Here is a 17,599-nt window from a genome sequence, read left to right on the forward strand (position 1 = left end):
ATGGAGGGGAGGAAGCCTTCCGACCCTCAGCCGCCGCCCGATACGCTGCCCGATCCCTCCAGCCCGCCCCGGGCCGGTGGGCTTCCGGATCGCGAAACCCTGCGCCGGTTCGTGACCGAGGCCACCGGCCGCGTCGGGAAGCGCGAGATCGCGCGCGCCTTCGGCCTGGGCCCGGAACACAAGGCGGCGCTGCGCGACATGCTGCGCGAACTGGCGCTGGACGGCGCGCTGGTCCCGGCCGGCGCGCGCCGCTTCCGCGCCTCCGCCGCCATGCCCGAGGCAACGGTGGTGCAGGTCACCGGCACCGACCCGGACGGCGATCCGATCGCCCGCCCCGTGATGTGGGAGGGCGACGGGCCGGCGCCGGTCATCTTCATGCACCCCGAGCAGAAGGGCCGCCCTGCCCTGGCACCGGGCGAGCGGGTGGTGGCGCGCCTCAAGCGCGTCGGCCCGGGCCGTTACGAGGGCCGCACCCTGCGCCGGCTGACCGACGCGCCGGGCCGCGTCGTCGGCCTGTTCCGCGCCACCCCGGCCGATCCGGCCGCCGCGCCGCGCCGGGTGCAGGAAGCCGGGCGCATCGTCCCCGCCGACCGCCGGTCCAAGGCGGAATGGATCGTCCCGGCGGGCGAGACGCTGGGCGCCGAGCCTGACGAGATCGTGGTCGCCGAACCCCTGCCGATGGCGGGACATGGGCTGAAACCGGCGCGGATCGTCGAGCGGCTGGGCCCGATGGGCGACGCCCGCTCCGTCAGCCTGCTGGCGATCCACACCCACGCCATCCCCCACCAGTTCCCGGCCGATGCGCTGGCCGAGGCCGAGCGCGCGCGCGGCGTCTCGGCCGAGGGGCGCGAGGATCTGCGCGACGTGCCGCTGATCACGATCGACGGCGCCGACGCCCGCGATTTCGACGATGCCGTGTATGCCGAACCCTGGTCCGGGCCGGAGGGCAGCGGCTTCCGCCTGATCGTCGCCATCGCCGACGTGGCGCATTACGTGCGCCCCGGCTCGACGCTGGACAGCGAGGCAAGGCGGCGCGGCAACTCGGTCTATTTCCCCGACCGGGTAGTGCCGATGCTGCCCGAGGCGCTGTCGAACGGCTGGTGCTCGCTGCGCCCCGGCGAGGATCGGGGCTGCCTGTTCGTGGAAATCCATATCGATGCGGAGGGCCGGAAACTGCGCCACCGTTTCGGCCGGGGCATCATGCGCAGCGCCGCGCGCCTGACCTATGACGAGGTCCAGGCGATCGCGGAGGGCGAGCAGGACAGCCCCCTGCCCGAGGGCATGATGACCACGCTGTTCGATGCCTGGCGTGCCCTGTCGACGGCGCGGGCACAACGTGGCACGCTGGAACTCGACGTGCCGGAACGGGTGGTGCGACTCGACGAGACCGGGCGGATCACCGCCATCGAGCCCCGCATCCGCCATGACAGCCATCGCCTGATCGAGGATTTCATGGTGCTGGCCAACGTCGCCGCCGCCGAGGAACTGGAACGAAGCCGCCGGCCGTGCCTGTACCGCATCCACGCCCCGCCCTCGCCGGAACGGGCCGAGGCGATGCGTGACAATCTGTCCGCCATGGGCTTCACCGTGCCGCCGGTCGGCACGCTGCATGCGCGCGACTTGGCCGGGGTGCTGGCCCGCGCCGCCGAGGGCGACGCGCCCACGCTGGTCAGCGAGACCATCCTGCGCGCGCAGAGCCAGGCCGAATACAGTCCCGACAATATCGGCCATTTCGGCCTGGCGCTGTCGTCCTATGCGCATTTCACCAGCCCCATCCGGCGCTATGCCGACCTGATGGTCCATCGGGCGCTGATCGGCATGGGCACGCACCCGCCCGATGCCATGCCCGCCGCCGACGCGGCCAGGCTGGAGGAAATCGGCCAGCAGGTCAGCACCGCCGAACGGCGCGCCATCCTGGCCGAGCGCGAGACGACCGAGCGCTACGTCGCCGCCTGGCTGGCCGATCAGGTTGGTACGGACTTTACCGGCCATGTGTCGGGCGTGACCCGGTTCGGCGTGTTCGTGACATTGACGCGGACCGGGGGCAGCGGTCTGGTGCCGGTATCGACCCTGCCCGACGATGTCTGGACCCATGACGACAAGACCCACACCCTGCGCGGCCGCGACAGCGGCCTGGTCCTGCGCCTGGGCCAGCCGGTCACCGTGCGCCTGGCCGAGGCGACGCCGGTGACCGGCGGCCTGCTCTTTACCCTGACGGACCTGCCGCCCGTGCCCGCGCGCCGCGCCCGCGGCCAGCGCCCGCGCTGATGCGCCCCCGGGCCGCCTCGTCGGGGTGGATCGGCCGGCGGCGGCCCCTGCGGCTGCCGGCGCGGTCGGTCGCGATCATGCTGGTCGTCATCTATCTGATGACGCCAAGGCTGGCGGCCGCCGATGCGGCCCGCCCGGCGCTGGACACCAGCATGACGCAGGCCGTCCTCAACGCGGCCCTGACCTTCCTGCTGCCCCGCACGCTGGAGAGCCATACCTCGCGCGATTTCTGCCTGTGGGGCCTGAACGGGCTGAGCGCGATCGACCCCGCCCTGACCGTGACGGACCGGGACGGCACCGTGCAGCTGGCCTTCGGGCAGGACGTCTTGCTGCGCGTGCCCGACCCCGCCGAAACCGACCAGGCAGCCTGGACCGACGTGACGGTGCAGTTGATGCAGGCGGCATGGGGCCGGTCCTCCGCCGTGCGCGACGCGGGCGGCGGCGGATTGCTGCAGGGGTTCTTCGACGAACTGTTCAACCATATGGACCCGTATTCGCGCTACGTCGCGCCCGCACCGGCGACGACCGACCGCGACATCCGCACCGGTGGCGAGGCCGGAACGGGCCTGACCCTGGGGCGCGACGCGCGTTCGATCCTGATCACGGCGGTCAATGCCAACGGGCCGGCCTGGCCGGCGGGCCTGGTGGTCGGGCAGCGGCTCTACGCGGTCGACGGCCGGTCCACCCGCGACCAGACGCCCCAGACGGTGACGCAATGGCTGCTGGGCGATCCCGGCAGCAGGGTGACGCTGCTGGTGGGGGACGAGCGCGCACGCCGCACGATCACGCTGCACCGGGCCTCGGTCCCGCCCGAGACGGTCTTCGCCTATGCCGACGGGCATGTGGTGGTCATCCGCATCACCGCCTTTTCCGCCGATACCGCGCAGGAAATGAGCCAGTACCTGGACCAGGCGGGCGACGATCCGCATCTGCGCGGGCTGGTGATGGACCTGCGCGGCAACCGTGGCGGCGTGCTGCAACAGGCGGTCACGGCCAGCGCCCTGGTGCTGGATCGCGGCGTGGCGGTGGTCACCCATGGGCGCGACGCCCAGGCCAACCATGTCTGGGCCGTGCAGGGCGGCGACATGACCGGCGGCGTGCCGATCGTCGTGCTGGTCGACGGGCGCACCGCCAGCGCCGCCGAGATCCTGGCCGCCGCCCTGGCCGACCACAGGCGCGCCGTCGTGATCGGCAGCGCCACGCTGGGCAAGGGGCTGGTGCAGACGATCGGCCAGATGCCCGACGGCGGCGAACTGTTCGTGACCTGGAGCCGCGTCCTGGCGCCGCTGGGCTGGCCGCTGCAAGGGCTGGGCGTGATGCCGCAGGTCTGCACCAGCCGGGGCGAGGCCGACCTGGAACGGCAGCTCCAGGACCTCGCGGCCGGCCAGGTGGACATGCGCGACGCCGTGCTGGCGACGCGCGCCGTCCGCTTCCCCGTCGCCGTGTCGCGCATCCTGGACCTGCGTAAGGCCTGCCCCGCCGCGATCGGCACCGATTCCGACCTGGACGCCGCCCGGTCGCTGCTCGACAATCCGGCTGAATATCGCGCCGCCCTGTCCGCCATCCCCGAGGAGGGCACCTATGCACCCCAAGCGGAATAAGGCGCTGCCCGCCGGCCGGGTCCGGAAGCCCGGATCGTGACCGAAGCCCGCCTGCGCGCCGGCCTGTGGGTTTCCGCCGTGGTCCGGCACGCGAACCAGAGCGGCCATCCGGCGATGGTCCTGCGGCGCGGCGACGCGGACGCGGGCGGCATCCTCGCCGTCCTTCTGGGGCGGGATGGCCGCCTGTCGGTCCTGGCACAGACCCGCACGGCGGATGGCAGCCCGGCCTGGCTTCGCGGCACCGGCCCCGACCCGGTCGACCAGGCTGCCGCCGACGCCTATATCGCCCGGCAGGTAGGGCGTGACCCCGATCTGTGGGTGCTGGAATTCGATGCCCCGGACCTCACCCCACCGTTCGAGGCAACCCTGCTCTGACCCCCGTGGCGGGAACCTTGTGAGTGTGTCATACGCTCCACACCGTCCCCCTCGCGACCGTCCGGCGCCGGTCTGGCCGCCGTACATGCCACCCTATTATGGATTGCCATCGGCGCGTCTTTCGGCAAAGAAGACAGAAATATAATGGACGACGCGCATTCATTCGACCGGGCCGCACAGTCAGCACACCCGGCTCAAGGGAGAAATCAGACCATGACAGTGCGGCACGGATTGCTTGGAGGAACGATTCTGGCGGCGGCGTTCGCCCTCGGTTCCATGCTCTCCGTCGCCCCGGCCTTCGCCCAACCCGTCCAGGGCCTGTATGTGGCCGGCGAGGGCGGGGCGACCTTCAATCAGGACCAGCGCGTGCGCTCCTCGCCCAATTTTCCCGACGGGCGCGACAAGTACCATACCGGGGCGGTCGGAATCGGCAGCGTCGGCTGGGGCCTGGGCAACGGCTTCCGCGTGGAGGTCGAGGGCAATTACCGCAATAACGGTCTGAAGAATTTCAATTCCGCTGCCCTGCCTTCCAGCCATGCGGGCGGACGGCAGCAGACCTACGGGGTCATGGCCAACGCGCTGTTCGACATGGATATCGGCAAGAGCTGGCTCTACCCCTATTTCGGCGCGGGCGTGGGTTATGCCTGGCAGTCGATGAACGCCTCCGTCATGGGGCCGGGCTTCAACCAGCAGATCGGCGGCACGTTCGGCAATTTCGCCTATCAGGGCATCTTCGGCCTCGCCTTCCCGGTGCCATGGGTCGTCGGCCTGTCGGCAACGGCGGAATACCGGTTCTGGACCATGCTCGGCCCGCAATCCCATGGCGCGACGTCCATCGGCACCATCGGCGGCTACAACGCCAGCCGTCCCTATGGCGCCGCGACGGGCAACCGCGACACCATGACCGACTTCAACCATTCGCTGATGCTCGGCCTGCGCTACGAGTTCAACCCGGCCCCGCCCCCGGCCCCGCCGTCGGTGGAGCCTGCGGCCCCGGCCCCCGCGCAGACCCGGACCTACCTGGTGTTCTTCGACTGGGATAAATCCGGCCTGTCGGACCGCGCGCGCGCCATCGTGGCAACAGCCGCCCAGGCCTCGACCCACACCCAGACCACACGGATCGAGGTCAACGGCTATACCGACAATTCCGCCGCCCATCCCGGCCCGCGCGGCGCGCGCTACAACATGGCGCTGTCACTCCGCCGCGCCCAGGCCGTGCAGGCCGAACTGATCCGCGACGGCGTACCCGGCACCGCGATCGACATCCACGGCTTCGGCGAAGACCACCCGCTGGTCCCCACAGGCCCCAATACCCGCGAGCCCCAGAACCGCCGCGTCGAGATCATCCTGAAATAAGGTCAAACTCGGGCTCTGCCCGAACCCGCAAGGGGCCAGTCGGCCTCTTGACCCCAATTCGTTTTGAGCCACGCCGTTTTGGCCCCCGAACGCGCGCCCGGATCGCCACCAGCACGCGTTTACGGGGCCAAACTTAGGTTAGACCGGTGAAAAGCGAGGTGGACAGATAGCGTTCGGCGAAGGACGGGGCGATGACGACGATCGTCTTGCCCGCATGCTCCGGCTGCTCCGCCAGCTTCAGCGCCGCATGCAGCGCCGCCCCCGACGAGATCCCGATCGGCACGCCATCCAGCCGCGCACACCGCCTTGCGGCCGCGATCGCCTCGCGCTCCGACACCGTCAGCACGCCGTCCAGCGCCGGCAGGTCCAGCGTGCGGGGACAGAAGCCGGGGCCGATCCCCTGGATACCGTGCGGACCGGCCTCGTCCCCGTTCAGGATCGCGCTTTCCACCGGTTCCACGCCATAGACCGCCAGCCCCGGCTTGCGCGGCTTCAGCGCATGGGCAATGCCGCTGGCCGTGCCGCCGGTGCCCACGCCGGCCACCACGATATCGACCGCACCTTCCGTGTCGGTCCAGATCTCCTCGGCAGTGGTCAGGGCATGAATGGTCGGGTTGTCGGCATTTTCGAACTGGCGCGGCATCCACGCATGCGGCGTCTTCTTCACGATGTCCTCGGCCCGGGCGATGGCACCGGCCATGCCCAGCCGGGACGGAGTCAATTGCAGTTCCGCATCCAGCAGGCGCAGCATCTTGCGCCGCTCCATCGACGCGCCCTCCGGCATGGTCACGATCAGCCGATAGCCGCGCGCGACGGCGACGAACGCCAGCGAAATGCCGGTATTGCCCGATGTCGGCTCCACCAGCACGGTACGCCCCGGCGTGATGTCGCCCCGCTGCTCGGCGGCCAGCACCATGGCGGCGCCGATCCGGTCCTTGACCGACCCCAGAGGATTGAAAAACTCCAGCTTCATCAGGATCCGGCTGGCCACCTCGTCCTCGCGCATCAGGCGCGGCAGGGCAACCAGCGGGGTGCCGCCGACCGTATCCACGATCGAGTCGTACACCCGCCCACGCGGCCCGGCCAGGCCCAGATGGCCGTCCGCCGCCACTGAATGATCCATGGGTCGCTCCTTCCTTCAACGCGCCGACGCAGATTTAATCGTAATAGCTGACATAATCCATCATCACACCAAACAGAAGCGTGGATCATCGCCGCCGATCCTGCTAGCCTCACGCCCGGCGCGTGTCCGGTCGTCGGACACACCATGGATTGCAGGAGAAATCGGGAATGCTGCTTCGGCGTGACAGGGCCATGATCGCGGTGCTCATCATGCTCGACGTCGCGTTCCATGCCGGACGCACCGGAACCGTCAGCGCCGCCGACATCGCCGAGCGCGCCGGGCTGGCCCGACGGGGCATCGAGCCGCTGCTCCAGACATTGTCGCGTTCCAGCCTGCTGGAAAGCGTGCGCGGGCCGCGCGGCGGCTACCGGCTGGGCCGCCCGCGGCGCGACATCACCGTGGCCGACATCGTCGAGGTCGCGACGGCCGACGATTCGTCGTCCGATGACGGGCCGATGGGCCAGCTTTTCACCCGCGTCATCGATCCGTGCTGGCAGAAGCTGGACGAGACCGTGTCGGCCCAGTGCCGCAAGCTGACCCTGGACGATCTGGTCCACCGGGCGGAATCCAGCGGCATGCGCCGTCCACTGGCCGAGCCGATCAGCTTTTCGATCTGATTTTTCCCCGCGCGTGCGGGGATGGGCGGGGGAATGCCTCCCGCCGCCTCCCATCACGGATGAGTGGTCTTGGCGCGACGCCTGGTCGCCGCCCTACTCGTGCTCTTGGCCGGCGCGGGCGCCGGGGTCGGGGCCATCACCATGGGGGTCGGCACCACCACGCCGGTCGCATCGACCGTCGCCGTGACATCCAGCGTATCGCGCGGCTGACCGGGGCCGCGGATCAGCGTCACGCTGAAATGGTCCTGCCCGGCATAGGCGGTGTTGGGCGTGTACATCACGTACGTGTGATTGTTGTAATTATACAGGAACGCCTTGCCATGCTCCGGCGCCGGCGCAACGCCGAACGAGGCATAGGACCGTTCCCCGTCCTGCTGGACCAGAACGCCGCAATTGCCGTCATCGCTGCGCACGGACATCGTCGCCGTCTTCCGGGCCGGCCCGGCCGACTTGACGGGGCTGACCTGGCAGACCGCCGAACGCTTCATATAGCCGAACGGGTCGGGCGGACCCGCGACCTGGAGTCCAGGCTTGTTTTGACATCCGGCCAGCACGGCAGACGCCGCCACCAGAATTGCAGAAGACAATCGCACGCGCACTCGTCAACTCCGCTCGCTCAAGAACCGGCCCGCACCAGGCTGCCGCGAATCGTCCGGCAACGCTCTAGAACAGTACCGGGATGCACATAAAGACCCAATCCGATCCTCAAGGATCGGCAATCACGGATGGCAGGGGGCGGCAGAACGCGCCATGATGCGAGGACCAGCCGTGACCCCAAAATTTGATTGCCAACACTCTGGTCAGGGTTATGCTGCCATTATAGAACGCTAGCAAGTCCAGTTCACATGCCGGTTCATGTCATCGACCACGACCCGGCACAGCTTTCCGGTCGGTCGGGAGAAACCTTATCATGACGTTTCCCATTTGGCGCGCCGCCGTGGCCGGCCTGGCCCTTGCCGGGCTTGTGAACGGACAGGCCGCATTCGCAGCCGGCGCCTGCACCTCCTCCCCCGCGCATGAGGCCTTCGACGTGCAGGGTCTCAAGAGCGAGCTGATGGTGACGGCCCTGTCGTGCAACATGCAGGACCGCTACAACGCCTTCGTCGAACGCTTCCGCCCCAGGCTGCTGGACGAGGAAGGGACGCTGAACGCCTATTTCCGCACCACCTACGGCCGGGGCGCCCAGCGCGAGCATGACGACTACATCACCCAGCTCGCCAACGTGCAGTCCGAGCGCGGGCTGAAGGCCGGCACCGCCTTCTGCAACCAGCGCGCGGCGATGTTCGACGAGGTCGCGGTGCTGGAAAGCGCGCAGGACCTGTCGCGCTACGCCCAGGCCAAGGACATCATCCAGCCCGCATCGTACGAAACCTGCGCCGCGCCCGAGCGCGTGCTGCACTCGGAAGTCCGCAGCCGTTCGCGCGCCCGGGCCGCCCACACCACCCGGAGCTGACACGCGCGCCTGCTTGACAGGGAACCGGGCTGCGGAACAAAGAACAGTCCATGAACGACGATCTCTTTTCCGCGCCGCGCCCGAAGCGGGAGTCGCGCCCCCGCGCGACCGGGGCCACCGCACCGGCTCCGGCCAGCGCGGCCGAGACGTACGATGCCAGCGCCATCGAGGTGCTGGAGGGGCTGGAGCCCGTCCGGCGGCGCCCTGGCATGTATATCGGCGGCACGGATGAAGGCGCGTACCATCACCTGGCCGCCGAGATCCTGGACAATGCGATGGACGAGGCGGTGGCCGGCCACGCCACCACCATCGACGTCACGCTGGATGAAGGCGACTGGCTGACCATCCGCGACAATGGCCGGGGCATTCCGGTCGATCCGCACCCCAAATTCAAGGATCGCTCGGCGCTGGAGGTCATCCTGACCACGCTGCACGCGGGCGGGAAATTCTCGGGCAAGGCCTACGCCACCTCGGGCGGCCTGCACGGCGTGGGCTCGTCGGTGGTCAATGCGCTGGCGGCGCGGATGGAGGTCGAGGTCGCACGCGACCGCACCGTGTGGCGCCAGGCCTATGAACGCGGCCATCCGGTCACGACGCTGGAAAAGGTGGGGCCGACCCAGAACCGGCGCGGCACGCAGATCCGCTTCACCCCGGACCCGCAGATCTTCGGGCGCCTCCATTTCTCCCCTGCCCGGCTGTATAAACTATGCCGGTCCAAGGCCTATCTGTATCGCGGCGTGACCATCCGCTGGGCCTGCGACCCGACGCTGATCCGTGACGAGGCCATTCCAGCCGAGGCGGTGCTGCATTTCCCCGGCGGCGTCGCCGACAGCCTGCGCGACGAGCTGGGCACGGCCGCGCTGCTGGCCGAGATGTGGTCCGGCGACGCCGACCTTCCGGTCGGCCCCGATGGCGCCGAGACCGGCCGCATGGAATGGGCGGTGGCATTCCTGGAATCCGGGTCGTCCAGCCTGGCCTCCTACTGCAACACCATCCCCACCCCGCAGGGTGGCACGCACGAGGCCGGATTCCGCGCGGCATTGCTGAAAGGCTTCCGCGCCTGGGGCGAGCAGCGGTCGAACCGCCGCGCCTCCGCGATCGCGGCCGACGATATTCTCGGGATCATCGCCGCCAAACTGTCGGTCTTCATCCGCGATCCGCAATTCCAGGGCCAGACCAAGGAAAAGCTGACCTCGTCCGAAGCCAGCCGCCTGGTCGAGACCGCGCTGCGCGACCGGTTCGAGCAATGGCTGGCCGGCCATCCGGCGCAGGCCGACAACCTCCTGGCCTTCATCATCGAGCGCGCCGAGGAACGGCTGCGCCGCAAGGATCTGAAGGACACGCCGCGCAAGAGCGCCACACGGCGCCTGCGCCTGCCGGGCAAGCTGACCGACTGCACGCGCGAGAACGCGGCCGAGACCGAGATCTTCCTGGTCGAGGGCGATTCCGCCGGCGGTTCCGCCAAACAGGCCCGCAACCGCGAGACGCAGGCCGTGCTGCCGCTGCGCGGCAAGATCCTGAACGTCGCCAGCGCCTCGACCGAGAAGCTGCGCGCCAACCAGGAACTGCGCGACCTGGTCGAGGCCCTGGGCTGCGGCATCGGCGAACGGTTCGATGCCACGCGCCTGCGCTACGGGCGCGTCATCATCATGACCGACGCCGACGTGGACGGGGCGCATATCGCGTCGCTGCTGATGACCTTCTTCTACCGCGAGCTGCCCGAACTGATCCGCCGGGGCCATGTCTACCTGGCGCAGCCGCCGCTCTACCGCCTGACCCAGGGCGGCCGGACGGTCTATGCGATGGACGATGCCGACCGTGAGCGGAAGCTGAAATCGGATTTCAAGCCCAACGCCAAAATCGAGATCTCACGCTTCAAGGGCCTGGGCGAAATGCCGCCGGGCGACCTGAAACAGACGACGATGGACCCGAAAAAGCGCACGCTGCTGCAGGTCGTCACCCGGCCCGAAGACCGCGCGCTGACCAGCGACCGCGTCGAGCAGTTGATGGGCCGGAAGGCGGAATCGCGCTTCCAGTTCATCCAGGAACATGCCCGCCTGGTCGAGGAACTGGACGTCTGATCGCCCATGTTCCCTGACCATCCCCACACGCCTCCGGACGAACGATGACCACGGCCGCGCGTTCCGCGGCCGGAGACGAACAGACGCAGGGTCCGCTGGCCGGCATCCTGCTGGTCGTGGGGGGCATGGTCTCGTTCCAGGTCGGCGGTTCGTTCGCCAAGCTGCTGTTTCCCGTCTTCGGGCCACTGGGCACGGTCAGCCTGCGCCTGTGGATCGCCGCCATCGTGCTGGGCATCCTGACGCGCCCCTGGCGCGCGGCACCGAACCGGGCGACCCTGAAGCTGGTCCTGTGGTACGGCGCCTCGATCGGCGTGATGAACATGGCGTTCTACCTGTCGCTCGACCGGCTGCCGCTGGGCGTGGCGGTGGCGGTCGAGTTCCTGGGGCCGCTGATCCTGTCCCTGTCGGGCGCGCGGCGCGCGCGCGAATTGCTGCTGTTTCCCGTCATCGTCGGGGGGCTGTACCTGCTGCTGCAACCCGGCGCGGCGCTGGCCGGCCGGCCGCTCGACCTGCTGGGCGTGGCCTATGGGCTGATGGCCGCGGCGGCCTGGGCTGCCTATATCGTGACTGGCGGCCGGGTCAGCCGGCGCATCGACGCCGCGCGTGCCACGGCCCTCGGCCAGGCCGTGGGCGCCGTGCTGGTGACGCCGCTGATGGCGGCGACCCTGCCCGTCGCCGCCAGGCATCCGCATGCCGCCCTGCTGGCCTGCTTCGTCGCCATCCTCTCGTCCGCGCTGCCCTACACGCTGGAAATGCTGGCCATGAAGCGGCTGCATCCCCGCCAGTTCGGCATCCTGACCAGCCTCGACCCGGCGGTGGCCGCCATCATCGGGCTGGCATTGCTGGGCGAACATCTGGCCCCCGCGCAATGGGCGGGAATCCTGTGCATCGTGCTGAGTTCGATCGCCGGCGTCCTGCTCCAGCGCCCCGGCCAGGAAACCGCGCCGGTACTGCCCGAGATGTAGCGGGCCCCTCCGGCGCCCTGCTCTCCCCACCGCCCGAGGATCGCGATAGATTCGCAACGATCGGACAGCGAGGAGAGAGACATGACCGACCGGATGGTCTTCTACAGCCAGATGGACAATCCCGAACCCTGGCGGGCCGCGCTGCATGCGGCCCTGCCGGATTTGGGGTTCGCACTGGCCGACTCGGTCACCGACACCGCCGGGATACGCTATGCGCTGGTCTGGAACCCGCCGCAGGGGTTCTTCGCCCGTTTTCCCGACCTGCGCATGATCGTCAGCCTGGGTGCCGGCGTCGATGCGCTGGTGGCGCGCGACGACCTGCCGCCCGGCGTGGCGATCACGCGGCTGCAGGACCCGATGATGTCGCGGATGATGGCCAGCTACGTCCTGTTCGCGACCCTGCGCCTGGCCCGCGACATTCCGGCCTTCGCGGCCGCGCAGCGCGAGGGACGGTGGCACTTCATCGAACCCCGCCCCCTCTCGCACACGCGTGTCGGCATCATGGGATTGGGCGAACTGGGCCTGTTCGCGGCACGGGAATGCGCGCGGCTGGGCTTTACGGTCAGCGGCTGGTCGCGCAGCCCGAAAGCCGAGCCCGGCATCACCTGCCATGCGGGAATGGACAGCCTCCCCGCCTTCCTCGGCGAATGCGATATCCTGGTCTGCATGCTGCCCAAGACGCCGCAGACCATCGGCCTGCTGAATGCCGAACGGCTGGCGATGCTGCCGCGGGGCGCGGGCTTCATCAATGTCGCGCGCGGCGCCATCGTCGATGAAGAGGCGCTGGTCGCCGCCCTGCGCTCCGGCCGGATCGGACAGGCCACGCTGGACGTCTTCAGCCAGGAGCCGCTGCCGCAAGACCATCCGCTGTGGCACCTGGACAATGTGCTGATCACGCCGCACGTCGCCTCGGTCGCCCTGCCGGACTCGGCGGCACCCCAGATAGCCGAGAATATCCGCCGCCTGCGCACCGGCCTGCCCGCGCGCGATACGGTGGACGTCGCGCGCGGTTACTGACAGGGCCGGAATGACGCAATCGGGCGGCTACAATACGCATGAATCCGCGCTTGGTGCGGGCGGCCTGTGGCTTCCACGGCACAGGTCGATCCGGCTTCCGAACAAAAAGCCCGCAGTTTTTCCAGAAAAATTCGTCCACGAATTTCTTCTGACAATTTAATTGAATTTCCTGATTCTTAATACTCGTCCTCCCCTACGGTCTTCGCAATCGCGCAGCGTTCATGTTGCATAACGGCAACATGATGCAAGAAATCCGTAACAGACGGCACACGAGCGGTCGACACGACCGTTATGATCATGTGTAGTTTTTGTTAACGCGCTGTAACAGGCCAATGACACATGCCCAGGGAGCTCCACGGCACATCGCATTCACCGGACATCCGGAACGAGATGGGACGCGGTCGCCCGTTAAATCCTGTCGGAATCGCTCGGATTCCGCCGGATTTTCCGGTCGGAACGCCTGGCATCGCATACAGCGCACCATTCTGATCAAGACACTGGCTTACCAATCTTCACGTTAATATCTTTGGAGCAATCATGGGCGATCGCCAGATCAAGCAGACGACCGCACGAACTCTTCGCCGAAAGAACGTTCTTCTTCTCGCCTTCACGGCCATGAGCGGGGTGATGTATTCCTCCGCTTACGCCCAGAGCGCGCAGACGGCGACACAGACCCCGCGCAAGCCCCATGTCCGGACGACCAAGGCCGCCAAGGCCATGAAGTCGACCCTGGCAACGCCGGCCGTGGCCGCACCGGTCGTGGCCCCGGCCACCCGCAACGCTTCGGTCCTCTCGGCCGCGGCCGAAGCCCCCGCACCGGAGACCGCCTCGAAGGCCGAGACGATCATGGTGACGGGTTCGCTGTTCCGCGATCCGAACACGACCAGCGCATCACCGATCACGCGCATCACGGCGAAAGACCTGCAGCAGCGTGGTATCAAGACAGTAACCGACGCCCTGCAGCTTCTATCGTCGAATGGCGGCGGTAACCTGACCAATGCATGGTCGGCCGGTGGCGGCTTCGCGGCTGGCGCCTCGGCACCGTCGCTGCGCGGGCTCAGCACCGATTCGACCCTGGTTCTGATGGACGGGCAACGCCTGTCCTACTACCCGCTGGCCGACGACGGGGAGCGCAACTTCGTCGACACCAACTGGATGCCGCAATCCATCATGCAGTCGGTCGACGTGCTGCAGGATGGCGGGTCGGCCACCTACGGCGCCGACGCGGTCGCGGGCGTGGTCAACATGATCACGCGCAAGGAAATCCAGGGCTTCGAAGGCAATGCCGAAGGCGGCCTGACCCAGCGCGGCGATGCCGGCCACCAGCGGCTCTACGCCACCTATGGCCATGGCGACCTTGCGCGCGATGGCTACAATTTTTACGTCAACTCGGAATACCAGCAGGACGATCCGCTCTATTATCGTCAGCTGGGCTATCCTTACAATAACGGCGACCTGACCGGCATCGGCGGCACAAACGGCAACGACAATATCGTTTCCAACGGCACGATCGCCAACTTTGCGGCGACGCCGGGTGCAATCGTCCATCCGGTCGACGGATCCGGTAAGGCAACCGGCCCGTGGCAGCTTCTGAACCCGTCAGGCTGCAACAGCCTGGGAGGCATCGTTGCAACCGGAACGGTCACCGGCACGCCGGGCATCAGCCAGGCCTGCACGATGAACACGCAGAAATATGAACAGGTTGCCCCTGATCTGCGTCGTATCAGTGCCAGCGCGCATTTCACCGCGAACGTGACTGACCGCTCGCAACTGGTCGCGATGTTCAACTGGTCGCAGGCCCGTTCAACCGTTACCGGCACGCCATACGGCACCTACGGCAGTTCGTCCTATTCCCAGGCCCGGCTGGCCACGGCGCAGAATACCTATCTGCCCATATACCTGCCTGACGGGTCGCTGAACCCGAACAACCCGTTCGCGGCTCAAGGTGAGCACGCACAGGTGTCCGCTCGCTTCGGCGACCTGATCCCCACCACCACCGAAACCAGCTCGAACTTCCGCGGATCGGTTCGCTATTCCGGCTGGGCGCCGTCCAACTGGGGTTCGGACTGGAATTACGATGCCAATTTCGTCGGCATGAACACGCTGCTGAACCAGACAATCACCGGCGTTCCAACGATCAATGGCATCAACAATGCGATTCTCAACGGCACCTACAATTTCGTCGATCCGTCGCAGAACTCCCGCTCCGTCCTGAATTCGATCGCGCCGCGGAACGTGATCAATGCCCGCACGCAGGAATATTCAGGCGAACTGTCGGCCAGCAAGGGCCTTTTCCACCTGCCGGGTGGCATGGCCAAGCTGGCGATCGGCGGCAATGTCCGATGGGAAGCACTGAACGCCCCGAACGCCAATCCGCTGGATCCGAACGATCCCGGCGCGCAATATACCAGCTATATCAATCCGGTGAATGCACGCGGCAGCCGCTGGGTCGAATCCGGCTTCTTCGAAGCTGATCTTCCGTTCGTAAAGATGCTGGATGCCACGGTGTCCGGCCGTTACGACAATTATTCCGAAGGCTTCAGCCACTTCTCGCCGAAGGTCGGAGTGAATTTCAAACCGATCGACAAGCTGACATTGCGAGGCACCTTCTCGAAGGGCTTCCGCGTTCCCAGCTTCGCTGAAACCGGCGGATCGAACGTCGGGTACATCAATTATACCCCGACCAATGCCGCCTTCATCAGTCAGCATCTGAACGCTGACGGCTCGCCGGACAATTACGCCCAGACCTACCGGATTGGCCAGAACAGCGCGGGCAACCCGGATCTGCGGCCCGAAACCTCGACCAACTTCTCTGGTGGCCCGGTCTACCGTCCGACCCGATGGCTGACGCTGAGCGCCGATTACTATTATATCCGCAAGAATCACTATATCGCGCCGAACCCGATCGCGCTTTCGAGCGTGGCGGACGATTGGCTGACCTCCGGAAATGCAAACCTGCCTTCGTCCGTAACGGTTACGCCGGATGTCGCCGATCCGCAGCACCCCGAGGGTCAGCGTCGTCCCGGCATCGTCAACCTGGGCTATGTCAACACCAACAAGCTGGTGACCGACGGTTTCGACCTGTCGATGGAAATCAACACCCAGTTGCCGGGCTTCCTGCATGAAGTGCATTGGTACAGCAAGGGCAGCGCCACGTTCGTCGACAAGATGAACCTGACGAATCCTGATGGATCGGTGTACCGCTTCGCCGGAACGCTCGGACCTTACGGTGCGGTTTCGGCTTCCGGCACGCCGAAATGGCGCGCCAACTGGTCGAACACCTTCACCTGGAAGAAACTGGCCGTCACGCCGACCGTCTATTATACCAGTGGCTACAAGACGACGGCCGAAGATCAGAGCGGCTCTGGAACCGCCAACAACTGCGCCGACGCTCAGGCCGGCAATAACTTTGTTCCGTCTCAGTGCAGGGTCAAAGGCTGGTGGGATGTCGACCTGACGCTCAACTACCAGTTCAGCCCGCGCTGGTCCGCCTATGCCAACGTCTACAATCTACTGGGCTTCCGGGCACCGTACGATTTCGGCACCTATGGCGGCTATCTCTACAACTCTTCATGGTCGCAGCAGGGCGTCGTCATGCGCTCGTTCCAGTTCGGCGTGAACGTCAAACTCTGACGAAACCCAGCGCAATAAGGGAGGGGGTGGTCCAAGGACCACCCCTTTTTTTTACATACCGACTTGCGCCCGAGGACGACCCTTGTCCGGTTCGCTTCCTGACCCGATGATCCGTTAACCATCCCGCGGTCATGACCTGCCTCTATCCGGCTTATTTTCCTGGCAGATCGGGCAAATAAACAATGACGGCCGGCCGACCCTCTTCCATGGTCTGCCGCCCCCACGCTTCAGCATGTATTTCGGACCAGCCTTCGCCGCTCGGTACTCCGCGCCAAATGTCTTCAGCCGGAAAAAGAGCACCACAGTGCGCACGAATCACGCCTCAGACTGTTGAGGGCGATCGATCTGTGCCGTTTACGGCACGTGCTCTCTTGCACGCGTAAAGACTGGGAAACAGTATGATATCTATAAATTTCATTAAAAAGATTTCTTATATTTTAATAACTTTCCATTTCCAATATCTATCCCCTTTTTTCAATACCTTCCTCCGCGACGGCACATATGTATCCGTTGCCTCCATGCAACATAATGACAAAAATCTGCAATAATTCACACACGAATGGTCGACACTCCCACTCCGATCATGTGTAGTTTCGTTAACGCGCCGTAACAGGCAATGGACACATGTTCGGAGAGTTCCACGATCTCACACTCATCGAAAATCCGGAACGGGATGAGACGCGGCCAATCGTTGCAGCATCGGAATCAGGATGATTCAGAGGTGTTCTCCGATGGGACGACCCGGCATGACCTTTGGCGCCGAATGCTGATCAAGACACTCGTTTACCAATCTTCACATCAATATTCTGGAGAAATTCATGGGTGATCGCCAGATAAAGCCGACAACCGCACGAACTCTGCGCCGAAAGAATATCGTTCTGTTCGCCTTCACGGCCATGAGCGGGATGATGTACTCTTCCGCTTTCGCGCAGAGCGCGGAGACGGCGACGCAGACACAATCCCCGCGCAAGCCCCATGTCAGGACGATCAAGGCTGCCAAGACCGTGAAAACGGCCCCGGCCGCGGCGGGGCCGGTCGCGATGGCACCGGTCGCGGCCACGCTCCCTCCGAGGGCCCCGAACAATGCGACAGCCATAGCGAACGCGGCGA

General features: G+C 66.5%; 13 protein-coding genes. 10 read left to right on the forward strand and 3 right to left on the reverse strand.

The genetic code is table 11. The annotated features are described in order from the left end of the window. From rnr to HLH36_RS17820, 4 genes are all read left to right on the forward strand, one after another. Positions 1–2,268, forward strand: a complete 2,268-nt coding sequence (rnr, locus tag HLH36_RS17805) for a ribonuclease R (RefSeq protein ID WP_182987631.1) — start codon at positions 1–3, stop codon at positions 2,266–2,268. Continuing rightward, the gene (locus tag HLH36_RS17810; RefSeq protein WP_182987632.1) at positions 2,268–3,869 is read left to right on the forward strand and encodes a S41 family peptidase; all 1,602 of its coding nucleotides are present in this window, start codon (positions 2,268–2,270) and stop codon (positions 3,867–3,869) included. Before rnr ends, HLH36_RS17810 begins: the two co-directional genes overlap by 1 nt. A gap of 36 nt (positions 3,870–3,905) precedes the next feature. Continuing rightward, positions 3,906–4,244: a DUF1491 family protein gene (locus tag HLH36_RS17815; protein WP_182987633.1), complete on the forward strand. Its 339-nt coding sequence runs from the start codon at positions 3,906–3,908 to the stop codon at positions 4,242–4,244. 213 nt (positions 4,245–4,457) lie between these two features. Further along, complete coding sequence (locus HLH36_RS17820) at positions 4,458–5,600, forward strand: OmpA family protein (RefSeq protein WP_182987634.1); 1,143 nt, start codon at positions 4,458–4,460, stop codon at positions 5,598–5,600. Between the two features lie 133 nt (positions 5,601–5,733). Here HLH36_RS17820 and cysK read toward each other — a convergent pair whose 3' ends face one another. Then, entirely contained in the window at positions 5,734–6,723 is a 990-nt protein-coding gene (cysK, locus tag HLH36_RS17825) for a cysteine synthase A (protein ID WP_182968584.1), read from the reverse strand. 167 nt (positions 6,724–6,890) lie between these two features. Between cysK and HLH36_RS17830 the strand changes: the two genes are divergently transcribed. Then, positions 6,891–7,340: an RrF2 family transcriptional regulator gene (locus HLH36_RS17830; RefSeq protein WP_182987635.1), complete on the forward strand. Its 450-nt coding sequence runs from the start codon at positions 6,891–6,893 to the stop codon at positions 7,338–7,340. Between the two features lie 53 nt (positions 7,341–7,393). On the opposite strand, the gene HLH36_RS17835 is transcribed toward HLH36_RS17830, so the two are convergent. Next, positions 7,394–7,933: a hypothetical protein gene (locus HLH36_RS17835; protein ID WP_408871913.1), complete on the reverse strand. Its 540-nt coding sequence runs from the start codon at positions 7,931–7,933 to the stop codon at positions 7,394–7,396. 317 nt (positions 7,934–8,250) lie between these two features. Here HLH36_RS17835 and HLH36_RS17840 point away from each other — a divergent pair, with 317 nt between their 5' ends. From HLH36_RS17840 to HLH36_RS17860, 5 genes are all read left to right on the forward strand, one after another. After that, complete coding sequence (locus tag HLH36_RS17840) at positions 8,251–8,793, forward strand: hypothetical protein (RefSeq protein WP_182987637.1); 543 nt, start codon at positions 8,251–8,253, stop codon at positions 8,791–8,793. Positions 8,794–8,843: 50 nt separating this feature from the next. Continuing rightward, the gene (gene parE / locus HLH36_RS17845) at positions 8,844–10,874 is read left to right on the forward strand and encodes a DNA topoisomerase IV subunit B (RefSeq protein WP_182987638.1); all 2,031 of its coding nucleotides are present in this window, start codon (positions 8,844–8,846) and stop codon (positions 10,872–10,874) included. A 44-nt stretch (positions 10,875–10,918) separates the two neighbouring features. Beyond that, positions 10,919–11,839, forward strand: coding sequence for an EamA family transporter (locus HLH36_RS17850; RefSeq protein WP_182987639.1), 921 nt, complete (start codon positions 10,919–10,921; stop codon positions 11,837–11,839). Between the two features lie 81 nt (positions 11,840–11,920). After that, positions 11,921–12,856 (forward strand): 2-hydroxyacid dehydrogenase, encoded by a 936-nt coding sequence (locus HLH36_RS17855; protein ID WP_182987640.1) that lies wholly within the window; start codon positions 11,921–11,923, stop codon positions 12,854–12,856. Positions 12,857–13,393: 537 nt separating this feature from the next. Further along, positions 13,394–16,489, forward strand: a complete 3,096-nt coding sequence (locus tag HLH36_RS17860) for a TonB-dependent receptor plug domain-containing protein (protein ID WP_246377017.1) — start codon at positions 13,394–13,396, stop codon at positions 16,487–16,489. Between the two features lie 793 nt (positions 16,490–17,282). Here HLH36_RS17860 and HLH36_RS19950 read toward each other — a convergent pair. After that, positions 17,283–17,549, reverse strand: coding sequence for a hypothetical protein (locus HLH36_RS19950; protein ID WP_246377018.1), 267 nt, complete (start codon positions 17,547–17,549; stop codon positions 17,283–17,285). Positions 17,550–17,599 lie beyond the last annotated feature (50 nt).

This window comes from Gluconacetobacter aggeris (genome assembly GCF_014174395.1).
Classification (GTDB): Bacteria; Pseudomonadota; Alphaproteobacteria; order Acetobacterales; family Acetobacteraceae; genus Gluconacetobacter; species Gluconacetobacter aggeris.

What these genes read in the sequence shown, in the direction of transcription:
- cysK (WP_182968584.1), bottom strand. Translation starts at nt 6,723, where the DNA reads ATGGATCATTCAGTGGCGGCGGACGGCCATCTGGGCCTGGCCGGGCCG.
- HLH36_RS17840 (WP_182987637.1), top strand. Translation starts at nt 8,251, where the DNA reads ATGACGTTTCCCATTTGGCGCGCCGCCGTGGCCGGCCTGGCCCTTGCC.
- HLH36_RS17850 (WP_182987639.1), top strand. Translation starts at nt 10,919, where the DNA reads ATGACCACGGCCGCGCGTTCCGCGGCCGGAGACGAACAGACGCAGGGT.
- HLH36_RS17855 (WP_182987640.1), top strand. Translation starts at nt 11,921, where the DNA reads ATGACCGACCGGATGGTCTTCTACAGCCAGATGGACAATCCCGAACCC.
- parE (WP_182987638.1), top strand. Translation starts at nt 8,844, where the DNA reads ATGAACGACGATCTCTTTTCCGCGCCGCGCCCGAAGCGGGAGTCGCGC.
- HLH36_RS17820 (WP_182987634.1), top strand. Translation starts at nt 4,458, where the DNA reads ATGACAGTGCGGCACGGATTGCTTGGAGGAACGATTCTGGCGGCGGCG.
- rnr (WP_182987631.1), top strand. Translation starts at nt 1, where the DNA reads ATGGAGGGGAGGAAGCCTTCCGACCCTCAGCCGCCGCCCGATACGCTG.
- HLH36_RS17860 (WP_246377017.1), top strand. Translation starts at nt 13,394, where the DNA reads ATGGGCGATCGCCAGATCAAGCAGACGACCGCACGAACTCTTCGCCGA.
- HLH36_RS17810 (WP_182987632.1), top strand. Translation starts at nt 2,268, where the DNA reads ATGCGCCCCCGGGCCGCCTCGTCGGGGTGGATCGGCCGGCGGCGGCCC.
- HLH36_RS17830 (WP_182987635.1), top strand. Translation starts at nt 6,891, where the DNA reads ATGCTGCTTCGGCGTGACAGGGCCATGATCGCGGTGCTCATCATGCTC.